A 20048-nucleotide genomic window follows, 5' to 3' on the forward strand; every position below is an offset into this window, starting at 1 on the left:
TCTCCATTATTTGGTTCATTTGGATTTGGCTGCTCGTCTGTTCCATCTCCATTATTCGATTCATCTGGATTTGGTTGCTCGTCTGTTCCATCTCCATTATTTGGTTCATTTGGATTTGGCTGCTCGTCTGTTCCATCTCCATTATTCGATTCATCTGGATTTGGTTGTTCATTCATCTCATTGCTATTATCGTTATTAGATTGATTTTGTTCAGTTAAGTTACTGTTGTCTTGTTGTCCTTGAACATCGCTTAATCCATCATTATTAGTATTTTGCTTATCCCAATCATTTTGTATTTTTTCATTATCTTGAACAGTTTCACCTAAATCGTTATCTGACTCTTGATTAGTTGTATTATCACTTTGTGCCGTATCCTCTACTGTGGTTGGACTTTTTATATGATTTGCAGGATTAGAATGAATTGGCCTTTTATCTGATTGATTTGTGTTATTATTTGTTAATTTTTCATCAATTTGTTGTTCAGCAGCGTGAGTTTGACTAGAAACTAATGTCGTACTTAAAGCGAGAGCAAAGCTGGAAATCACAAATTTATGCGAAAAATACCACTTCATAGATTCACCTCCAAAATTCATATTTTTTATATTCATATATAGTATATAAGAAAAAGACCTATTTTTCATCAAAACTAATTTATTGAAAACAAATATTAATCCTTTTGAAATTTTATGTAAACCCCTATTTACAAACTCTGATATAATTATTATACTTAATATATAAAATAAATTGATATAAAGGAGCTTTCACAATGGGATTATTCAGTAAAAAAGACTCAACTTTAGAAACTTTTCAAAACGCAATAGAAAAAAGACGTACTATATATAGTTTAGATCAGGATATTTCAATCTCTGATAATGAAGTAGAAGATATTATCGAGCATGCTATCAAACATGTTCCATCATCATTCAATTCTCAATCTACACGTATTGTATTACTTTTAAATGATAATCATAATAAATTCTGGGAAATCACTAAACAAGAACTTAAAAATGCTATGGGTCCAGACCGTGATTTCCAAGCAACTTCTGACAAAGTAGACAATTTCAAACATTCTCATGGTACAATTCTTTTCTTTGAAGACCAAGATGTTATCGAAGGATTACAAAATCAAATGCCTAACTATGCAGAAAACTTTGCCGTGTGGTCTAGCCAAACAAACGCAATGCATCAATTTTCAATTTGGACAGCTTTAAGTACTGTTGGCATTGGTGCTTCTTTACAACACTACAATCCACTTGTGGATGTTGCCGTTTCTGAAGCTTTTGAAATACCTAAAACATGGAAACTTGTTGCACAAATGCCATTCGGTAATATTCGCGATGAAGCTGGAGACAAAGAGTTCCATGATACAAGTAAACGTTTTTTAGTTAGAAAATAATCACATTCACTTAATTTGTTGTAGTCTTTTATAAAATAAGAGGTCGAGCGTATATAACTGTCTCGACCTCTTATGATTTTAAATGATTTATCACATTTACTTTAAATTAAGTAAATTTATATCTTATATCTATCAAACTAATAAGTACATTATCCTACGCATAGATTTACACTTATAATATTTACCCCTCCTCCAACTTTTGTTAAATAAAATACGAATAAGCATTTCCCTTAGTTTCTAAAACTGTTTACCTTTATATAATTATTGATATCAAACATTTACTAATTTTGAATTATCAGAATATTTTTAGTATATTGATGCTAACAATAATTTAAGGGGCGATAAAAATGAATATAGAAGTTTTTCAATTTAAAATCGAACCGGCAAATGTTTCATTAAATGAAGAAAACATAGTTAATTGGTTTTCTAAATTTGTAACCTCAGAAACTGATGTCGTTGTATTACCAGAAATGTGGAATAATGGGTACGCTTTACCCCAATTAAAAGAACTTGCTGATACTCAACTTTCGCGTAGCTATGAATTTATATCAAAGTTGGCAATTCAATACGACGTTGATATTATCGCTGGTTCTGTTTCAAATTCTATGAAAGAGGATGTGTATAATACAGCATTTGCAGTTTCAAAAAATGGTTATTTAATCAATAGTTATGACAAAGTTCATTTAGTTCCTATGTTAGACGAGCCTTCATTCTTAACTGCTGGCAATGCTGTACCTGAGGCGTTTAACTTAACTAATGGCGTTAAAGCTACACAAATTATTTGTTATGATTTACGTTTCCCTGAATTATTACGCTATCCTGCTCGGAAAGATGCAGAGATAGCCTTCTATGTAGCACAATGGCCTCAAGCAAGAGTTAGTCATTGGATAGCACTTTTAAAAGCACGCGCTATTGAAAATGATATGTTTGTTGTAGGATGTAATGCGTGTGGAGATGACGGACAAACAGAATATGCTGGACATTCTATCGTAATCAATCCAAATGGAGAAATAGTCGCCCAATTAGAAGATAAGCCAGACCATATTTCATGCGATATCAACTTGGATGAGGTTAGTAATCAAAGAGAAAATATCCCAGTTTTCAAAAATCTTCGCCCTCATCTATATAGATGAATACAAAAAAACCGTGAGCTTGGGAGGGACTCACGGTTTTTGTAACTTATTATTAAGGGAATGTTTTTTACAGTTATTTCTCTATCTATTTTTGGGGATGTTATTAATTATGAAAAAATTTAGTGAATTTACCGATTAAAATGATAAATTGAATGATGTTTACGATAGCTTACATGTTTTACTTTAAATCGCCTCTGTTATAGGCAATGTTAAAATGATATTTGAATTGAGACTGGGAATGTTCTACGAATCCAAATTTTGGGATTGCTTAATAAAATTAAGCGCGTTGTGTACCTGAAAGTATTATTTTACGAAATCACTAATCATTGCTGAGAAATGGTTTGTCACTACATCAGCCTCCTCTTGTTTGTAATCAATTAATTGAAAAACGAGAACTTAACTTGTAACTATAACAACTATACGAAGAAAGTACAGTTACAATATCAGTGTGTTAATCAGACCCCTGCTCAAAAGTCTAATCAACGTTATCATTCAAACAAAAATTCAAACAAAATTTTGATTAAATGATTTGTAAAATGTAATCACTTCTTTGTGATACAAGTACATTTAACCATGATTATTCAAATTAATGTAAAAAAATCCCTAACTCGTTAAATTTTATTCCTAAATGTAAGCATAAATATGATAAAATTAGTCAGATAAATATTTTAAACAGTTAGGAATTAAAAATATACAGTTAAGCAATAAGACGCATAAAACTTAATTAAAATTGTATAATACGAGTGAGGAGAGAAAAGCCAATGAGTAAATTAATTGATACTAAAATAGACAACTTTGCTAAAAGTCTACAATTACGCAACAATTTAGATCATATCGAATATTTAAAGATGCGTTTAGGCATGCAAGTTGTAGTAAATAATTTCTTTAAAACAACTGTCATTTATGGTGTTTCAATCCTTTGCCATTTATTCTTATACACACTAACTGTTCATTTATCATTTCTTCTAATTCGTGTCTCTGCTCATGGAGCACATGCTACAAGCTCATTATTTTGTTATATTCAAAGTTTAGTAATATTTGTTTTATTGCCTGCTATTATTGGGTATTATCAAGTATCATCAGTATTACTATATCCATTAGCAATTATTGGATTTATTATCCTAGCAACATTTGCTCCGACAGCTACAAAAAAACAACCGATTCCTGAACGATTGAAAAAAAGCAAGAAAATTAAAACAATAATAAGTACAGCCTTGTTATTACTTTTATCCTTGTTTTTTGAGACACCATACCAGCAATTTATATTAATAGGAATTGTTATTGTGTCGTGTTATCAATTGCCCACAATTTTACTAAAGGAGGATGTTTAAATATGTTTTTATTAGATTCTATTTTCAAAATTATCGCTAAGTTTTTCACAGTAATAGGCGTTGCATCAGGTGGTCATGTATGTATTGGCTTTGCTGATGAAATTGAAGTTCCAAAAGAAATCACCGACTTGTATGAATAATTGTTAGTATAGAAAGTGTGTATAAAATGGCATTTTTGAATCTTTATGTTTTACCTATAATTCAAATTTTATTATTAATTTTTTCAATTAAATTTTTTAATAAGATATATTTTACAATTAAGGATGTAACCATTTTATTAGTGGTTATTATCCTTAATGTTGTTTTGTTACAAGTTTGGGGCTCTCAAACATTATTAATACTATTAATAATAGTATCTATTTGGGCATATGTAAAAAACAAAATTTTGGGTATTCTTACAGTACTAGGTAGTTGTTTTATTTTGTATATATCTAATTTTGTTACTATTTGGTTAATAATTACAATTTTAGATTACAATACTTCTTCGGTTACATTTCAATTATACTATGCTGGAACTTTTGTTATTATTTATATTATTTCTATGTATATTATTCACTACTTTTTAACTAGACTTAATAAATCTGTTCTGTCTTTTAATAAAGTGTACTTAATCACTGTTTCATTATTTTTAATAACTGCAATTTTATTATTGAATATTTATTTACCTAAGAGTACAGTTTCTTTTAAAGACGTTAAATTTTTATCTTTAATATTTTCTGTATTTATCATTACAATCGCTATTCTTATAATTACAATTTCTTTTAGCGTTATTCGTCAAATTCAATATAAGCGTAATATGCAAGAAATCGAAAATTATTATAAATACACGTTACAAATTGAAAAAATCAATCATGAAATGCGTAAATTTAGACATGATTATGTCAATATTTTATCTACCCTCTCAGATTTTATCAGGGAAGAAGATATGGAAGGTCTAAGAGATTACTTTCATTCTGAAATATTACCAATGCAAGATAGTATGCAAATGAATGCAATTAAAATCAATGGTATTGAAAACTTGCATGTTCGCGAAATTAAAGGTTTGTTAACTACTAAAATACTTCAAGCCCAAGAAAAAAATATTCGCATCAGCATTGAAGTACCAGAACCAATTGAAAAAATTGATATGCCTATTATAAATTTAAGTAGAGTAATCGGTATATTACTTGATAACGCAATTGAAGCTTCTGAAAAGATTACTGAAGACCCACTTATTCGTATTGCTTTTATTAAAAATGAAGACACATCCGTCACATTTATCGTTATGAACAAGTGTGAACCAGATATGCCTAAAGTACATACTCTTTTCCAAGAAAACTTTTCTACTAAAGGGAAAAACCGTGGACTTGGGTTATCCACGTTAAAAGAATTGACTGATTCAACAACAAATGTTTTATTAGATACAACTATTGATAACAACTACTTTATTCAAAAAGTGGAAATCTTAAATTCTGATTCATAAGGATGTGTAACTATGAAAATATTCATTTGTGAAGACGACGAAAGACAACGTGAACATATGGTATCAATTATTAATAATTATATTATGATTGAAGAAAAGCCAATGGAAATTGAAGTTGCGACAGCTGATCCTTATGACATTTTAGAACGATCAAAGAACATTAATGATATAGGATGTTACTTTTTAGATATCCAATTAGAAGCTGATATCAATGGTATCAAGCTTGCAAGTGAAATACGCAAGCATGACCCGGTTGGCAATATCATTTTTGTTACAAGTCACAGTGAGCTGACTTACTTAACATTTGTCTACAAGGTTGCTGCAATGGACTTTATTTTCAAAGATGATCCAGACGAATTAAAATCAAGAGTGATTGATTGCATAGAAACTTCTGAGTCACGTTTAAAACTACTCTCAAAAGAAAGCAGTGTTGAAACAATAGAATTAAAACGTGGTAGCAATTCTATTTATGTACAATACGACGATGTGATGTTCTTTGAATCATCTAGCAAGTCCCATCGTTTAATTGCACATCTAGATAATCGTCAAATCGAATTCTATGGAAATCTTAAAGAAATCGATCAGTTAGATAAACGTTTCTTTAGGTGTCATAATAGTTTCGTAGTTAATAGACACAATATCGAGTCCATCGACTCTAAATCGCGCATAGTCTATTTCAAAAACAATGAACATTGTTATGCGTCTGTAAGAAATGTTAAAAAGATATAATACATAAAAAGCTGGGCATGTTTAATTACATGCTCAGCTTTTTATTGCTTTATTCACTTCTTCTAAAGTTGGAATACTTGATATCGCTCCATATTTCGTAGTAACCGTTGCAGCTACATAATTACTAAATTCAAGTATGGCTTTACCTTCATTTTTTAATACTGCTATCAAATCTGTAGAATCAGAAATTAATAATTTACTAATTAAAGCACCTATAAATGCGTCACCCGCACCTGTAGTATCAATGGCTTTAACTTTAAATCCTTGTTGAGATATTTCATTTCCGTCTTTAAAATATACGGTCGCACCATCGGCACCTTTGGTATAAATTACTGCATCAACGTTACCTTGGAACAACCACTGTATAGCCTGGTTTTCATCTGTAATTCCTGTTACAAACTCTAATTCTTCATCAGATATTTTGACGATATGTGCTAATGGAATAAATTCATGGATTGCTGATTTACAATCCGCTTCATTTTTCCATAACGGCAACCTTACATTAGGATCAAATACAATTGTTCCTCCTACATGTGTCACTTTCTCAATCAATTTCTTATGTGCATATTTCATAGGACTTTCCACTAAATCAACTGAACAGAAATGTAATACATCATTTTCATTTACATCGATGGCGCTTACTGCATCTATACTGTATAACATGTCAGCGGATGGCTTCCTATAAAAAGAAAAGTCTCTTTCCCCCTCTTTAGTTAAACTCACAAACGCTAAAGCTGTATTGGCTTCGTTAGTACGTTTTAAGTATTGAGTACCTACACCTAGGTTATCTAGAGTTTCCACAATTAAATCACCAAAAGCATCTTGTCCTAATTGTGTAATCATTTCAGCATTTCCGCCTAGTTTTGTTGCTGTACAAGCCACATTACACGGTGCTCCTCCAACTTGACGAGAAAACATTTCTACATCTTTTAATTTAGAATCTGTAGTACTTGGTATAAAGTCAATTAAAGCCTCTCCAATTGCTAGTAGACGTTTCATTTAATGTCACCTTTCAAATCATATTTTGTGAATTTTAGGTAGGTTTGGCCTGATTCAGTAGATGTTTTAATGCCTGTCGCATTTTCATCTGTAAATATCCTTGTCGTCATCACAAGTTCCCCATCATTGCAGAAAATTTCCACGCTAGAAGTATCTACAAATAACTGTAGTTTTGATAACGGAGTATCTAAATAAGTACTTCTCGTCGTCCCTTCAACAGGTCCAGGTAATTGACCACTTTCACTACGGTCTAATGTTAATTTCTGCTCCCTTTTATTATACGTAATTAAAGTTGATTCAGTCTTAGACGTACGTACTTCAAAATAAACTTCTGTCGCTTCATTTTCTAAAATATCGATAATTAATTCAAACTGTTTACCTTCATATGGATGTAATTGTCTAGTAAATTTATTAGCGTAACCTAGTGCTGTTTCTTCATTTGTCCGAAGTTTTTCAAGTGCTTTAATCGGACGTTGTTTTAAATTACCTGACTCAATTGTCAACACACGTGGAATAGTTAAACAATGTGCCCAACCATCGGCATCTGAAGGATAGTTAATTTCTGGTAGACCCATCCAACCAATTAATATGCGTTGATTATTTTCATCTAAAAATGTCTGTGGAGCGTAAAAATCAAAACCATAATCTAATTCATGAAAATCCCCATGATTCATAGTTAAATTATTGATATCATACTGCCCCATAATATAGCCAGATTGATAAATATTCTTAAAACGTTCTCCTTCTGAATCAATACCTTGAGGGCAAAACAGTAACATGTCATAGCCGTTTAAATTAAAATAGTCTGGGCATTCCCACATATAACCAAAATCGTCTAGATTCGTTTGTATTTCTCCTTGAAACTCCCAATTTACGATATCTGTTGAACGATATTGCAAAATTCTACCTTGTTTTTTTATGTTTTGTGCAGCTATCATCGCGTAATAAACTCCATTTTGAACATGTACCTTAGGATCCCTAAAATGTTGCGTGTAGCCAAACGGTGGTTCAGATATTACTGCTTTAGGAAATTTATTAATCGAGCCATCTTTAGCCATTTTTGCTATATGTTGTGTGGAAATTCTATTCCAGTCGCTGTCACGATGATTAGCAGTATACATATAATATAAATGGTCATGATATTCAAATGCGCTGCCACTATATACACCATGACTATCATCTTTCGTATCTGGTTTAATCGTTGGCCCAATAGCTTCAAATTCTACAAGATCCTTACTTTGATATGTATACCAATATTTCAGTCCATGTACAGGACCTAGCGGGAACCACTGATGTGAGACATAATAATTTCCCTTGAAATAGATAAGCCCATTAGGATCATTTAACAATCCTATTTTGGGTTGTATATGAAAAATTTGTCTATATTTTGACTGATTGACTTGTTCAGTTAATGTTTCAATCGTTTGTTGGTCAACATCTTCATATCTTTGATAACGTTGCTCTTTTGTCCACTCCGTCATAGTGCGTATCCTCCTATTTTAAAAATAATTACATTAAAATGGTACCGGTTCCATAATATACTTTTTAATCATAACACTTTTGAGTTAGTTTTTAAATGTATGTTGAACATCAATAATGATGCGTTGTTCAACTTCTTGCTGTTGTATCATCTGGTTTAGTTTGTCCATAGCAACACTGCCTGCATATTCAAAATTGTAATTCACAGTATGAATAGACGGTGACACGATTTCAGTTACTGGGTCTCCACCAAATCCTACAATATATTTCTCGTGCATATGCGGCACATGTTCTGAATTATATTTATGTATAGCTAAGGCAATTGAATCTGTAGCTCCAACTATTGCATCATAATAGGGATAAGCTTGTAATGCTTCTACAACATCTATCATCGCCTCTTGATAATTAAAAGATGTAAGTGAAATGTGTGGTTTTATACCATATTTTTCTAAACCTGCAACTAGCCCATTTTTACGTTGAACACCTACAGCAATATCACTTTCTGTCACACCGAAAAACTTAATATCTTTATAACCTTGTTGACCTAACATATCGCCAACCAAGTATCCCGCTTGGTAATCATTATGAATGATACAATGTAACTCATCATGTGCTTGACCAACAATAATCACAGGAACATTTATTTTATTAATAACTTCTAAATGTTGCTCTGTGATTTCTGTTGCCATAAAGACAATACCATCTACTTTACTTCTATAAAATGTTTCAAGCGCATCAATTTCTAATTGAGTATTAAGATTTGTGTAATTTAGTAGCAAACTATAATTCAATTGATCACAAATCGTTTTGACTCCTTTAACTGTTTCGTCGACAGCAAAAGAGTTCATTCTAGGTATAATTGCCCCTATCATATTAGTTCTATGTGCTCGTAAACTTTGCGCAAATTGATTAGGTTGATAATCATTTTCTCGAATGATCTTATCTAGCTTTTGTTTTGTTTTTAAACTTACCGAACCATTATTTAAGTATCTCGACACTGTGCTTTTTGAAACGCCAGCAATTTTAGCTATATCAGCAATGTTCTTCATATTTTCTCACTCTCATTAATTAGCTATTATAAACAATACTTATTTTATCATAATGCAATCGCTTTAAATACTATTTAAATCTACGTTTATAGAAAGGTTAAAACTTACTATTAGTGTCTCTAAATAAGTAACATATAAGTTGAGTTTTCAATATGATATAGTTGTGGAAATAACAACTTTAAGGAGAGATATGTCATGGATAAAGGGAAACTGTACACCTTTATAACATTAAGTATTTGCATAATAGTGATCGTTATTTGTTTACCATTTTCACTTAAAAATGGTAGTTACTCAGCCATTTTTTCAGCTTTTCTTCCTATAATTATATTAATTATTGCCTCTATCTTTAAAGCTAAAGACAATAATAATGATAAAGATTAACAGGGTTATTGATTATATACTTATTTAGTTTAATGGAGGGAAAACATGACAAGAACTGTAAGGTTAAATCTATTAAATTTATTTTTACTCATTGTTTTAATGTTAGCGTTAACTATTAATATCTTTGAAGGTTTTTTATTTATTTGGTCATGATACTACCAATAATAATGTTAATAATTGGAATCTATGTATTAATTCAAATATTAAAAAACAAAATTCTGACTAAAAAATATATAAATAAATAAAAATGATCGAACTCAAAGCATAGCTAGGAATTCGACCATTTTTATTTTAATTATCATGTTGTCTAATTGAATAAGTGAAGTTCACTTGTAATGTCAATCTCAACTATTACTCTTAATTAAGCTTTTTGAATTGTGATTGTCCATGATGCATCATCTAACTGTTCATAATTTGTAACTGGATAGCCTTGCTCAGCCGCCCAATTTGGTAATGCTTCAGTTGCTTGAGTACAATCAAAATCTATTTTTAATTCTTCACCATTATCTAGCGTATTCATTTTCTTTTGTGCTTCTATTAATGGGAATGGACATACCATTCCTACTGTACCTAATTCATGTACCAATATTTGTGCCTCCTATATTAATTATATTGTTTGTGTTTGTGTTTGTGACGTTGCCGTTTCATTAGAAGTTTGCTTTTGTGCTTTTTTCATAGGTCTAATAAATACAAAATAACTCATTGTCCAAGCGCCTAATATCATTGAAGCGAGTGCAACCCAACCCTTCCACGACATCGTTGCTGTTTCTACTAGTCCATTACCGATTGAACAACCACCTGCCACTGAAGCACCGAATCCCATAAACACACCACCGATGATACTATTACGGATAGTTTTCTTGTCTGGTAATCTCCATTTAAACTCTCTTGCGCCTTTAGCGGCAATATAAGATCCTAGGAATATTCCAAGGACTAAGAACACACCCCAGTCTAATAATTTCAAATCACCAGTTACAAAAAATTGTACTAGATTGGCAGATGGAGTAGTAATTCCAAGCCCATACATTCTTCCTGTCGATTCACTTACAGGCCATGCAATTAATGCAATGATGCCTACTGCTATTGCAGCAACGAATGGATGGTATTTCTTTTCAAATAAATAGTGACGTACGCCCGTAAATTTCTGTTTTAATTTAGGAACAGCGAATTTAGGTTTCGGTTTACGTAATGTTTTGACTACGAAAAATACTGTTATAGCTGTAAGCAATAGTACCCAAACCCATGTCGGTATCCCAGTAGTTTGTGACATACTCGTATTAACATTGGTAGGCTTATTAACACCATCCATTAACGGTAACAACAAACCATATTTTGTAGCTGCCGATGTAAATGCATAAGCAATAAGTGCCATCCAACTACCAATTAAACCTTCACCAGCTCTATACCATGTACCAGTCGCACATCCACCAGCTAATATAATACCTAAACCAAAAATAAACGAACCTATTACCGTTCCAATAACAGGATAAGTCGATTCAGGTATTTGTACTAAACCAGTAGAAGTTAAAATTAATAACCCTATACTTTGTACTGAAATTGCTATAAGTAATGCATAAAACATTTTGTTACTCTTTTGAATATACATATCTCTAAAACCGCCAGCTAGACAAAACCGTGTCCTTTGCATAACAAAGCCTAAAAGACTGCCCACAATAATGCCGCTGATTATTAACCAAGTCATATTAATAACCTCTTTTCCGATAAAATCAATAAGATTAATAATATTAGAAATCGTATAAAATTTCAACCTTGTAACTCATAAATTTTTTAAACTTCAACTAACTTAATAAGTAGAGTATGTTGAAATTCTAATTAAAAATTCATAAAAAAATAGTTTTTTATAAACACAGCACACAAAGTGTATTACTGTATCTATAAAAAACTAACTAAATTATTTCTTATTTATTACTATAATTTTTCATAAAGAATAATAAAGACTGTAATTCGATACCTAAGTCAATATGATGCACTTGAACATCTGAAGGTGTTAGTACACGACTTGGTGTAAAATTAAGTATCCCTTTAACACCTGAATCTACTAACACATCAGCTACATTTTGAGCTGCTTCTTCAGGTGTAGTCAATATCACTACATCGATATCTTCTTGTGATAATATTTCTTTTATTTTATCAAATGGGCTCACTGTCACTTTACCTATTTGTTTCCCAATAATTTCTTCGCGAATATCAAATGCTTCAGTTATAGTCATTTCATCATGTATTGAAAAGTTATATGTCAATAATGCTTTACCTAAGTTCCCTACACCTACAATTGCAATTTTAATCTCGTCATTTTCGCTTATTTCATTTTTAAAGAAATGTAATAAACTATCAATATTATAGCCATAGCCTTTCTTGCCTAACTCACCAAAATAAGAAAAATCTCTTCGAATCGTTGCAGAATCAATATTTAAGCCTTCACTGATGGCTTTAGAATTAACTCTATCAATGCCTTTAGATTTTAATGTATTGACGAATCTATAATATAACGGTAAACGTTTCAATGTGGCACGAGGAATCTTTTCGCTTTGATTAGCCAAGATCATGTCCCCCTATTTCATTATCTGTTATTCATTAATTTTATAATCACTACAACATTATACATGACTGAATAATAAAAATAAACAATGATAGTTTTAACAACACGCTGAATACTGTAGAATGATAATGAATAGAGAGGTGCAAAATCAGATGATATTATTACAACTCAATGATTTAACTAAATCATTTGACGGTGAAGATATTTTTAATAATGTGGATTTTGAAGTTAAAACTGGTGAACGCATTGGTATTGTAGGCCGTAATGGCGCCGGAAAATCTACATTAATGAAAATAATTGCTGGCGTTGAAGATTATGATAGTGGTCATATTTCTAAGAGTAAAAATTTAAAACTTGGTTATTTAACACAGCAAATGACATTAAATACAGACCAAACTGTATTTGAAGAAATGTCTAAACCGTTTGAAGCAATGAAAAATTTAGAACAAGAAATGAAATTGGAAACAGATTGGTTAGCACAACATGCCACTGAATACGATACTGAGACATATAAATCTCATATCGATCGCTACGAAGCATTATCCAATCAATTTGAACAACAAGATGGCTATCAATATGAAAGCAAAATTAAAACAGTCTTACATGGACTAAATTTTAGTGAAGCGGATTTTGATCGACCTATCAATGACTTTAGCGGTGGTCAAAAAACAAGGTTATCTTTGGCACAAATGTTATTAAGCGAGCCTGATTTATTACTTTTGGACGAACCCACCAACCATTTAGACATGGAAACGACTCAATGGTTAGAAAGTTATTTAAATTACTTTAAAGGTGCCATTGTAATTATCAGTCATGATAGGTACTTCTTAGATAAAATTGTGACTCAAATTTATGACGTAGCACTCGGTGACGTTCAACATTATGTAGGCAATTATGCTCAGTTTATTGATCAAAGAGACAAATATTATGAAAAACGTATGCAAGAATATGAAAGTCAACAAGCTGAAATTAAACGATTAGAGACTTTTGTCGATAAAAATATTGCTCGTGCTTCAACTACAGGTATGGCTAAGAGCCGTAGGAAAATGTTAGAAAAAATTGAACGCATTAATAAACCTATGATTGATGCTAAAAGTGCCAACATTCAATTTGAATTTGATCGTAATACTGGTAATGATGTATTCCATATAAAAAATTTAGAGATTGGCTATGAGTCTCCAATTACTAAAGGGATTACTTTTGAAGTAACAAAAGGAGATCATATTGCAATTATCGGTCCTAATGGTATTGGGAAATCAACTTTAATAAAAACCATTGCCAATATACAAAATGCATTAAATGGATCAATCACTACCGGTGCTAACTTAAAAATTGGTTATTATGATCAGAAACAAGCCGAATTCAAATCAAATAAAACAATACTTGATTACTTATGGGACCAATACCCTACTATGAATGAAAAAGACATTCGTGCTGTTTTAGGTCGTTTTCTATTTGTACAAGAAGACGTTAAAAAAATAATTAACGATCTATCGGGTGGCGAGAAAGCTCGTTTACAGCTTGCCTTATTAATGCTTGAGCGAAACAATGTCCTCATTTTAGATGAACCTACAAACCATTTAGATATAGATTCAAAAGAAATGTTAGAACAAGCTTTAGCAAACTTTAAAGGCACAATACTGTTTGTATCTCATGATCGTTATTTTATTAATGAATTAGCCAATAAAGTTTATGATTTAGATTATGACGGTGGCACAATGTATTTAGGAAATTATCAATATTATATTGAAAAAACAGAAGAAAAAGCTGCATTAAAAGCCAAAGAAGAATTAGAAAATCCAACAGTAAATGATACGGTTATCAAACAAAATGACTCATATATTGATCAAAAACAACAAAAACGTGAGCAACGTCAAATTGAACGTCAAATTGAAACATGTGAATTAAATATCGAAACCTACGAAGAAGAAATAAATGAGATTAACCATCAACTTACATTGCCAGATATATACTCTGACCCTGAAAAAGCCAATTCTCTAGCGATTTCAAAATCAGAAATCGAACAAAAACTAGAACAAGTCATGGCCGAATGGGCAGAATTACAAGAAAAATTAATATAAACGCTTATTCAAATCAAAAGGTAAAGTAGAATTTTCTACTTTACCTTTTTTTCTTGTCTTGAAATACACAATAACTATTCACAACCTTCACCCTACAATAAAGGCTATCCACAAAGTTATCCTAGTTACCCACAAGTAAAAAGTAATTTTTTATTGCGTATAAAATTCAGATAACGGTATGTATCCACACATTTTGCCCAAACTTATCCACAGTTTGTGCACTATTTGTTGATAAGTACGCATGTTCTCTATTGACATTAAAATAATCACCTCAGTTTGTTAAATTTTGATGATAATGGCATAATTATCACACAGTCATTTACATATTAAATAAGGGAGTAATAAAACATGCCAGCAATTTTTTGGTTCTTCATAGCTTTTCTTTTATTGGGTACGGCATTGATGGTTTTCTCACCCATTGTCGCCAACAAAAAACTCATGCATGATATCAAGCCATTATGGTCGAATAAACGTCCATTAGAAACCTTCATTCGACCGAATCATACTTATCGTTATCAATTTGATACATATAAACACAAATATAACAGTGAAACATTGATAGATGAAAAAACATGGTCAGATTTAAACCTTGATAGCGTATTTCATAATATGAATTTTAACTTTACAGCTATTGGTGAAATGAGACTCTTTGCAACTTTAAAAAATATGTTTCAAGTAACAGATGCTAAACTTATTTCTGATTTTAAAATCAACACGGGTTTCAGAAATAAAGTATCTCTACATTTAGCACAAATTGGAAAAGCAATCTATCCTACTTTTCCAGACCAAATTTCATCGATTAAACGCAATAATTTTTTTATGCTTTGTACTTACCTACCATTAATTTTTATAATAATATCCATTTTTACGCCTAGCATTGGCATAACTTTAACTATTTTTTCAGCTATCTTTAATATGATATTAAGTGGATTTTTAAAAAAGACCTATGAACAAGATTTAAATTCAATGTTCTACACTTCAACCGTTATTAAAAAAGCGTATGCTATCCAACAACATGAGCTTGCACCCGATCTAGATATTGACTTTAAACATTTTGTTACTGCACGCAAATTTAGTGGCTTATTAGGTCGTGTGAACTCAAACGACGAAACATCTGTGTTTTCGTTATTATTCAAATTAATCTTTATGATGGATTACCATCTATTTCATTTAATTCAAAACAGTTTTAAAAAGTACGAAGATGAAGTAATGGCATGCTATGAATACATCGCTAATATTGATAATCACTACGCCGTGGCCTTATGGAGAGAAACTCTAAATCATTATACAGTTCCTCAGGTTGTAGAAAAAGATGTTATTCATTTTGAACAATTAACACATCCATTGATTAATGACGCAGTTCCAAACGATTTAGCAATAGACAATCATATTTTACTAACTGGTTCAAACGCATCAGGTAAATCTACATTTATGAAAGCTGTTGCGCTTAATCTAATATTATCGCAAACCATTAATACTGCTACAGCTGAGAAATTTGTGTATAAACCTGGTATGATTTATACCTCAATGGTCAACCAAGATGATATCTTGACAGGAGATAGTTACTTCATGACCGAAATCAAGTCTATTAAACGTCTATTTGAAATCACAACGACTACAAAAGTTTATTGCTTCATTGATGAAATTTTTAAAGGCACAAATACAACAGAGCGCATTGCTGCCTCAGAGTCTGTCTTGAGTTATCTCGACCAACCCAAGGGTTATACTGTTATAGCTGCTACACACGATATTGAACTCTCAACTTTATTAGACAATATGTATTCAAACTATCATTTTAACGAATCTATAACTGAAGATAATATTTCATTCGACTTTAAGATTAAGCCTGGTAAAGCTGACACTCGCAATGCAATAGAACTACTTAGGATTATGTCGTTTCCAAACCAAATTTATAATCGTGCAAAGTCAACCGCAAACCACAAAAACTAATCGCAAAAATGTATTTCATTTTGTTTGTTGTGACCTATAACCACAATCGAGAGGATGGTGATATAATCCAACCTCTCGATTTGTATAATTCAGTTTATTTGTTATAAAGATTCGACTTAAATTCATGCTTTATTCTGCGTTAATCATCCAAGTAACGCCAAATGGATCATTAAACATGCCATAAAGATCTGACCATTCTGTTTTACCTAATGGCATCGTTACTTCGCACCCTGCTGCTACTGCTTTATCAAAAAACGCTTTCGCTGTTTCTTTTTCAGATTCATTCGAGCCATCAAATGTAAATGTAACAATCGCACCACTATTATCTATTTTTTTATTTTTCCACGTGTCACTGCAATAAAATGTTTCGCCAAGTATATTAAATGAGGCGTTCATTGTAAAATCTGCATCCACTTGATATTCTTCAGGCATATCTGCGAACATTTCATGGTCTCCACCTACACGTTGTATATCCGTCGCGCCAAAATACTCTTCATAAAAGTTTAACGCGGCTAAACTATTTTGAAAATTAAAGTATTGAACTGCTTTCATTATTAACATCCTCCTTATTGTGTTAAACATCAACACATATTAAATCAATTATTTAACTCTCTATAAACTACCTATACCCATATTCTGTTGTTATAAAGTTTGGAATTTTAATTTTTTGCGCGACAACCTTAAATAGTTAAAAACTTAAAGAACAGCAACCAATTTATTCAATATCCATAAGTCTGATAAACATGAAAAAGTCCAAGACATTTATTGATGTCCAGGACTTTTTTGAAAGTAACTACCTAATATTAAGTTAGTAATTTTCACTAATTATTTAACTGTAAATGCTTCAATATCTAAACTGTTAACACCGTTCAATGTCATATCTGCTGTTATGCCTGCATGATATAAATAGTGAGCCGCTGCACCAATCATAGCAGCATTATCTGTACATAGTTTAGGGCTTGGTATTGAGAGTGTGATATTGTGACTTTCACAAGCTTCAGATAATGCAGATCTTAAACCTTTATTACTCGCTACACCACCTGCAACAATAAGTTGGTTTACATTATAAGCTTCACATGCTGCTATGGATTTACCAACTAATACTTCAACAACACTATTTTGAAAACTTGTGGCAACATCCGCTTCGTTAATTTCTAAACCTTTTTGTCGAACGTTATGAAGTTTGTTTATTACTGCACTTTTTAATCCACTAAAACTAAAATCATAACTATCTTTATCTAACCATACTCTTGGAAAATCATAGCTATCTTGACCCTGAACTGCTAATTTATCAACTTGTGGCCCACCTGGATAACTAAGACCAATGGTTCTAGCTACCTTGTCATATGCTTCACCTACGGCATCATCTCTAGTTTCACCAATCACCTCGAAGTTCAAATGATTTTTCATATAAATTAATTCTGTATGTCCGCCCGAAACGATTAAGGACATAACTGGAAACTGGAGTGGCTTTTCTAAATGGTTTGCGTATATATGACCTGCTATATGATGTACTGGGATTAACGGTTTGTCATACGCAAATGCCAGTGCTTTCGCAGCATTTATACCTACTAGCAATGCCCCTATCAAGCCTGGACCTTGTGTGACTGCTACTGCGTCAACTTGCTTCATTGTTACATCAGCAGTATTCAACGCCTCATCAATAGTAGCTGTAATACCTTCAACATGATGTCTACTCGCTACTTCTGGTACGACGCCACCAAATCTTTTATGACTTTCAATTTGACTTAGAACAATATTACTTAATATCTCTGTCCCATCTTTAATAACACTGACACTTGTTTCATCACAACTGGATTCAATTGCTAATATTATTGTTGCTTCATTCATTTAAATTCACCCACATAACTATTGCATCCTCACCTTCACCGTAATAATTTTTTCGCTTACCACCATATTGAAAACCTAAGTTTGTATAAACATGTTGCGCGATTTCATTATCTACGCGCACTTCTAAACTCATTATTTCACATTTAGTTTGGACATAATTCATTGCATATTTGAGTAATAATTGTCCTAAACCATAGCCTCTATAAGATTCATCTATCGCAACCGTAGTTATTTGTGCTTGATCTATAACAATCCAAACACCTATATAGCCAATTATTTTTTCATTAAATTCTATAATAAAGTAATGTGCAAATTCATTTTTTTCTACTTCATGATAAAATGCATCAATTGACCAACTACTATCATTAAAACTATTTCTTTCTATATCAAATACTTGAGGGACGTCCCCCAAATTCATTAACCGAATATTTAACTCTTGTTCTGTTGGTTTAACCAATTTCTTTCAGCCTCAGATACTTTAATATAGTTTGGTTTAAATTGATGTACTTCGGTTGGTTGATCTATGAGTGCTTGCATATACTTGGCTTGTGGTAAGTTTGGAATACAAGAATTATCTAATAACGCCTCTAACTTTTCGCTATCTATCCCAATAAATTTATATGGTTCAGCTAGTTCGTGTAATAAATCTAACAATGCTTTAATTGATATATATTGATCTTTTATAATTTGCTTTAATCGCCCATTTTCATTTTTATAAACGCCTGTATAAACCGCTTCACGTCGAGCGTCAAATATTGGTACGATTAAACCAGTTTCTTCAATTGCTGTTGCAGCGAGTGCTTTTAGTGAAGATACGCCATAAAGTTTAGCATTTAAGGCATAGGCTAATGTTTTAGCTACAGTAACGCCAATTCTTAGACCAGTATACGACCCTGGTCCCTCGGCTACTACAATGGAATCTATATCTTCTTTTGCTAATTGACTGTCAGTAATCACTTTGGAAATAGCTGGCATTAATTGTACTGAATGATTTGTTTTTTCGTTAGTATTTATCTCGTTTAGCACTTTATCATCTTGCATTACAGCAACTGATAAGGGCTGATTAGATGTATCAATTAGCAGATAGTTCACGTTCAACGTCCTCCTTAATTCTAAGATAATGCTCTCCTTGAGCATTTATTGTTATTGTGCGCTCGGCATCATTTTCTGTTTGAATATTAACAGATAAATAATGCTCGGGTAAAAATTCTGCTATAAATTGACTCCATTCAATTAGAATTACAGCCTCATCTTCAAAATATTCATCAAAACCTAAATCTTCTTCTGAATCTTCTAATCTATAACAATCCATATGATGTAATTTTAAATCCGTACCTTGGTATGACTTTATAATATTAAATGTTGGAGAATTAATGTTGCGATTTACGCCTAATGACTTTCCAATAAACTGGCTTAAAGTTGTCTTTCCAGCACCTAAGTCTCCATTCAGTAAAATTAAATCACCGGCAGATAGATGTTTAGTTAACACCTCACCAAAACGTGACATGTCATTTATATTATTAATTTTTATCATATTCCTCTCCCTCTTTTTTAGCGACACTTCCAAATTTATTTGGATTAGTGTCGCTTATGCATTAGCAGCCACTGTTGTGCAATAAACTTTGGAAAGCTTAAATATAAATTTTG

Annotated in this window: 20 protein-coding genes and 2 pseudogenes; 9 read left to right on the forward strand and 13 right to left on the reverse strand. The window is 31.8% G+C overall.

What is annotated here, in order from left to right:
• A pseudogene (locus J5E45_RS13700) lies at window positions 1-572 on the reverse strand (hypothetical protein); the annotation flags it as partial.
• Window positions 573-766: 194 nt separating this feature from the next.
• Between J5E45_RS13700 and J5E45_RS13705 the strand changes: the two are divergent.
• From J5E45_RS13705 to agrA, 6 genes are all read left to right on the forward strand, one after another.
• Window positions 767-1396: a nitroreductase family protein gene (locus J5E45_RS13705; RefSeq protein WP_101051193.1), complete on the forward strand. Its 630-nt coding sequence runs from the start codon at window positions 767-769 to the stop codon at window positions 1394-1396.
• Window positions 1397-1743: 347 nt separating this feature from the next.
• Window positions 1744-2529 carry a carbon-nitrogen family hydrolase gene (locus J5E45_RS13710; RefSeq protein ID WP_107548957.1) on the forward strand — a complete coding sequence of 262 codons (786 nt, stop codon included), beginning with the start codon at window positions 1744-1746 and terminating at the stop codon, window positions 2527-2529.
• A gap of 761 nt (window positions 2530-3290) precedes the next feature.
• The gene (locus tag J5E45_RS13715; protein WP_069793019.1) at window positions 3291-3860 is read left to right on the forward strand and encodes an accessory gene regulator AgrB; all 570 of its coding nucleotides are present in this window, start codon (window positions 3291-3293) and stop codon (window positions 3858-3860) included.
• A gap of 2 nt (window positions 3861-3862) precedes the next feature.
• On the forward strand, window positions 3863-4000 hold the full coding sequence (gene agrD / locus J5E45_RS13720) for a cyclic lactone autoinducer peptide AgrD (protein WP_069793020.1): 138 nt from the start codon (window positions 3863-3865) through the stop codon (window positions 3998-4000).
• 26 nt (window positions 4001-4026) lie between these two features.
• Window positions 4027-5322, forward strand: a complete 1296-nt coding sequence (gene agrC, locus J5E45_RS13725) for a quorum-sensing sensor histidine kinase AgrC (RefSeq protein ID WP_142374957.1) — start codon at window positions 4027-4029, stop codon at window positions 5320-5322.
• 12 nt (window positions 5323-5334) lie between these two features.
• Window positions 5335-6051, forward strand: a complete 717-nt coding sequence (agrA, locus tag J5E45_RS13730) for a quorum-sensing response regulator AgrA (RefSeq protein ID WP_039069566.1) — start codon at window positions 5335-5337, stop codon at window positions 6049-6051.
• Between the two features lie 33 nt (window positions 6052-6084).
• On the opposite strand, the gene J5E45_RS13735 is transcribed toward agrA, so the two are convergent.
• The 3 genes from J5E45_RS13735 to J5E45_RS13745 form a co-directional block, all read right to left on the reverse strand.
• Window positions 6085-7050, reverse strand: coding sequence for a carbohydrate kinase family protein (locus J5E45_RS13735; RefSeq protein WP_208182343.1), 966 nt, complete (start codon window positions 7048-7050; stop codon window positions 6085-6087).
• Window positions 7047-8531: a sucrose-6-phosphate hydrolase gene (locus J5E45_RS13740; RefSeq protein ID WP_208182344.1), complete on the reverse strand. Its 1485-nt coding sequence runs from the start codon at window positions 8529-8531 to the stop codon at window positions 7047-7049. The genes J5E45_RS13735 and J5E45_RS13740 overlap by 4 nt, the downstream gene beginning before the upstream one ends.
• Window positions 8532-8615: 84 nt before the next feature.
• Window positions 8616-9578, reverse strand: a complete 963-nt coding sequence (locus tag J5E45_RS13745; protein ID WP_069793024.1) for a LacI family DNA-binding transcriptional regulator — start codon at window positions 9576-9578, stop codon at window positions 8616-8618.
• Between the two features lie 195 nt (window positions 9579-9773).
• On the opposite strand from J5E45_RS13745, the gene J5E45_RS13750 reads away from it, so the two are divergent.
• A complete protein-coding gene (locus tag J5E45_RS13750; RefSeq protein ID WP_039069570.1) occupies window positions 9774-9959 on the forward strand; it encodes a hypothetical protein in 186 nt (61 codons plus the stop codon).
• A 361-nt stretch (window positions 9960-10320) separates the two neighbouring features.
• On the opposite strand, the gene J5E45_RS13755 is transcribed toward J5E45_RS13750, so the two are convergent.
• The 3 genes from J5E45_RS13755 to J5E45_RS13765 all read right to left on the reverse strand — a co-directional run bounded on the left by J5E45_RS13755 (window position 10321) and on the right by J5E45_RS13765 (window position 12526).
• Window positions 10321-10545 carry a sulfurtransferase TusA family protein gene (locus J5E45_RS13755; RefSeq protein ID WP_002482777.1) on the reverse strand — a complete coding sequence of 75 codons (225 nt, stop codon included), beginning with the start codon at window positions 10543-10545 and terminating at the stop codon, window positions 10321-10323.
• Between the two features lie 21 nt (window positions 10546-10566).
• Window positions 10567-11661: a YeeE/YedE family protein gene (locus tag J5E45_RS13760; protein WP_208182346.1), complete on the reverse strand. Its 1095-nt coding sequence runs from the start codon at window positions 11659-11661 to the stop codon at window positions 10567-10569.
• Between the two features lie 217 nt (window positions 11662-11878).
• A complete protein-coding gene (locus tag J5E45_RS13765; protein WP_182475828.1) occupies window positions 11879-12526 on the reverse strand; it encodes a redox-sensing transcriptional repressor Rex in 648 nt (215 codons plus the stop codon).
• 145 nt (window positions 12527-12671) lie between these two features.
• On the opposite strand from J5E45_RS13765, the gene J5E45_RS13770 reads away from it, so the two are divergent.
• Window positions 12672-14600, forward strand: coding sequence for an ABC-F family ATP-binding cassette domain-containing protein (locus J5E45_RS13770; protein ID WP_107548893.1), 1929 nt, complete (start codon window positions 12672-12674; stop codon window positions 14598-14600).
• Between the two features lie 204 nt (window positions 14601-14804).
• Here J5E45_RS13770 and J5E45_RS14510 read toward each other — a convergent pair.
• Window positions 14805-14870, reverse strand: a pseudogene (locus tag J5E45_RS14510) (hypothetical protein); the annotation flags it as partial.
• Between the two features lie 78 nt (window positions 14871-14948).
• Here J5E45_RS14510 and J5E45_RS13775 point away from each other — a divergent pair.
• On the forward strand, window positions 14949-16550 hold the full coding sequence (locus J5E45_RS13775) for a MutS-related protein (RefSeq protein WP_208182347.1): 1602 nt from the start codon (window positions 14949-14951) through the stop codon (window positions 16548-16550).
• 129 nt (window positions 16551-16679) lie between these two features.
• Here J5E45_RS13775 and J5E45_RS13780 read toward each other — a convergent pair whose 3' ends face one another.
• The 5 genes from J5E45_RS13780 to tsaE all read right to left on the reverse strand — a co-directional run bounded on the left by J5E45_RS13780 (window position 16680) and on the right by tsaE (window position 19935).
• Window positions 16680-17102 (reverse strand): VOC family protein, encoded by a 423-nt coding sequence (locus tag J5E45_RS13780; protein ID WP_107548892.1) that lies wholly within the window; start codon window positions 17100-17102, stop codon window positions 16680-16682.
• Window positions 17103-17375: 273 nt separating this feature from the next.
• Entirely contained in the window at window positions 17376-18401 is a 1026-nt protein-coding gene (tsaD, locus tag J5E45_RS13785; protein WP_039069576.1) for a tRNA (adenosine(37)-N6)-threonylcarbamoyltransferase complex transferase subunit TsaD, read from the reverse strand.
• A complete protein-coding gene (rimI, locus tag J5E45_RS13790; RefSeq protein ID WP_039069577.1) occupies window positions 18394-18858 on the reverse strand; it encodes a ribosomal protein S18-alanine N-acetyltransferase in 465 nt (154 codons plus the stop codon). The genes tsaD and rimI overlap by 8 nt, the downstream gene beginning before the upstream one ends.
• A complete protein-coding gene (tsaB, locus tag J5E45_RS13795; protein ID WP_039069578.1) occupies window positions 18831-19493 on the reverse strand; it encodes a tRNA (adenosine(37)-N6)-threonylcarbamoyltransferase complex dimerization subunit type 1 TsaB in 663 nt (220 codons plus the stop codon). Before tsaB ends, rimI begins: the two co-directional genes overlap by 28 nt.
• The gene (tsaE, locus tag J5E45_RS13800) at window positions 19474-19935 is read right to left on the reverse strand and encodes a tRNA (adenosine(37)-N6)-threonylcarbamoyltransferase complex ATPase subunit type 1 TsaE (RefSeq protein ID WP_107548890.1); all 462 of its coding nucleotides are present in this window, start codon (window positions 19933-19935) and stop codon (window positions 19474-19476) included. The genes tsaB and tsaE overlap by 20 nt, the downstream gene beginning before the upstream one ends.
• Window positions 19936-20048 lie beyond the last annotated feature (113 nt).

Source organism: Staphylococcus shinii (genome assembly GCF_017583065.1).
GTDB lineage: Bacteria > Bacillota > Bacilli > Staphylococcales > Staphylococcaceae > Staphylococcus > Staphylococcus shinii.

Excerpts from the sequence above, each read along its gene's own strand:
- tsaD (WP_039069576.1), bottom strand. The coding sequence starts at position 18,401 with ATGAATGAAGCAACAATAATATTAGCAATTGAATCCAGTTGTGATGAA.
- J5E45_RS13710 (WP_107548957.1), top strand. The coding sequence starts at position 1,744 with ATGAATATAGAAGTTTTTCAATTTAAAATCGAACCGGCAAATGTTTCA.
- J5E45_RS13740 (WP_208182344.1), bottom strand. The coding sequence starts at position 8,531 with ATGACGGAGTGGACAAAAGAGCAACGTTATCAAAGATATGAAGATGTT.
- agrD (WP_069793020.1), top strand. The coding sequence starts at position 3,863 with ATGTTTTTATTAGATTCTATTTTCAAAATTATCGCTAAGTTTTTCACA.
- J5E45_RS13760 (WP_208182346.1), bottom strand. The coding sequence starts at position 11,661 with ATGACTTGGTTAATAATCAGCGGCATTATTGTGGGCAGTCTTTTAGGC.
- agrA (WP_039069566.1), top strand. The coding sequence starts at position 5,335 with ATGAAAATATTCATTTGTGAAGACGACGAAAGACAACGTGAACATATG.
- J5E45_RS13780 (WP_107548892.1), bottom strand. The coding sequence starts at position 17,102 with ATGAAAGCAGTTCAATACTTTAATTTTCAAAATAGTTTAGCCGCGTTA.
- agrC (WP_142374957.1), top strand. The coding sequence starts at position 4,027 with ATGGCATTTTTGAATCTTTATGTTTTACCTATAATTCAAATTTTATTA.
- J5E45_RS13775 (WP_208182347.1), top strand. The coding sequence starts at position 14,949 with ATGCCAGCAATTTTTTGGTTCTTCATAGCTTTTCTTTTATTGGGTACG.
- J5E45_RS13745 (WP_069793024.1), bottom strand. The coding sequence starts at position 9,578 with ATGAAGAACATTGCTGATATAGCTAAAATTGCTGGCGTTTCAAAAAGC.
- J5E45_RS13765 (WP_182475828.1), bottom strand. The coding sequence starts at position 12,526 with ATGATCTTGGCTAATCAAAGCGAAAAGATTCCTCGTGCCACATTGAAA.
- J5E45_RS13735 (WP_208182343.1), bottom strand. The coding sequence starts at position 7,050 with ATGAAACGTCTACTAGCAATTGGAGAGGCTTTAATTGACTTTATACCA.
- J5E45_RS13715 (WP_069793019.1), top strand. The coding sequence starts at position 3,291 with ATGAGTAAATTAATTGATACTAAAATAGACAACTTTGCTAAAAGTCTA.
- J5E45_RS13705 (WP_101051193.1), top strand. The coding sequence starts at position 767 with ATGGGATTATTCAGTAAAAAAGACTCAACTTTAGAAACTTTTCAAAAC.
- tsaE (WP_107548890.1), bottom strand. The coding sequence starts at position 19,935 with ATGATAAAAATTAATAATATAAATGACATGTCACGTTTTGGTGAGGTG.
- J5E45_RS13750 (WP_039069570.1), top strand. The coding sequence starts at position 9,774 with ATGGATAAAGGGAAACTGTACACCTTTATAACATTAAGTATTTGCATA.
- J5E45_RS13770 (WP_107548893.1), top strand. The coding sequence starts at position 12,672 with ATGATATTATTACAACTCAATGATTTAACTAAATCATTTGACGGTGAA.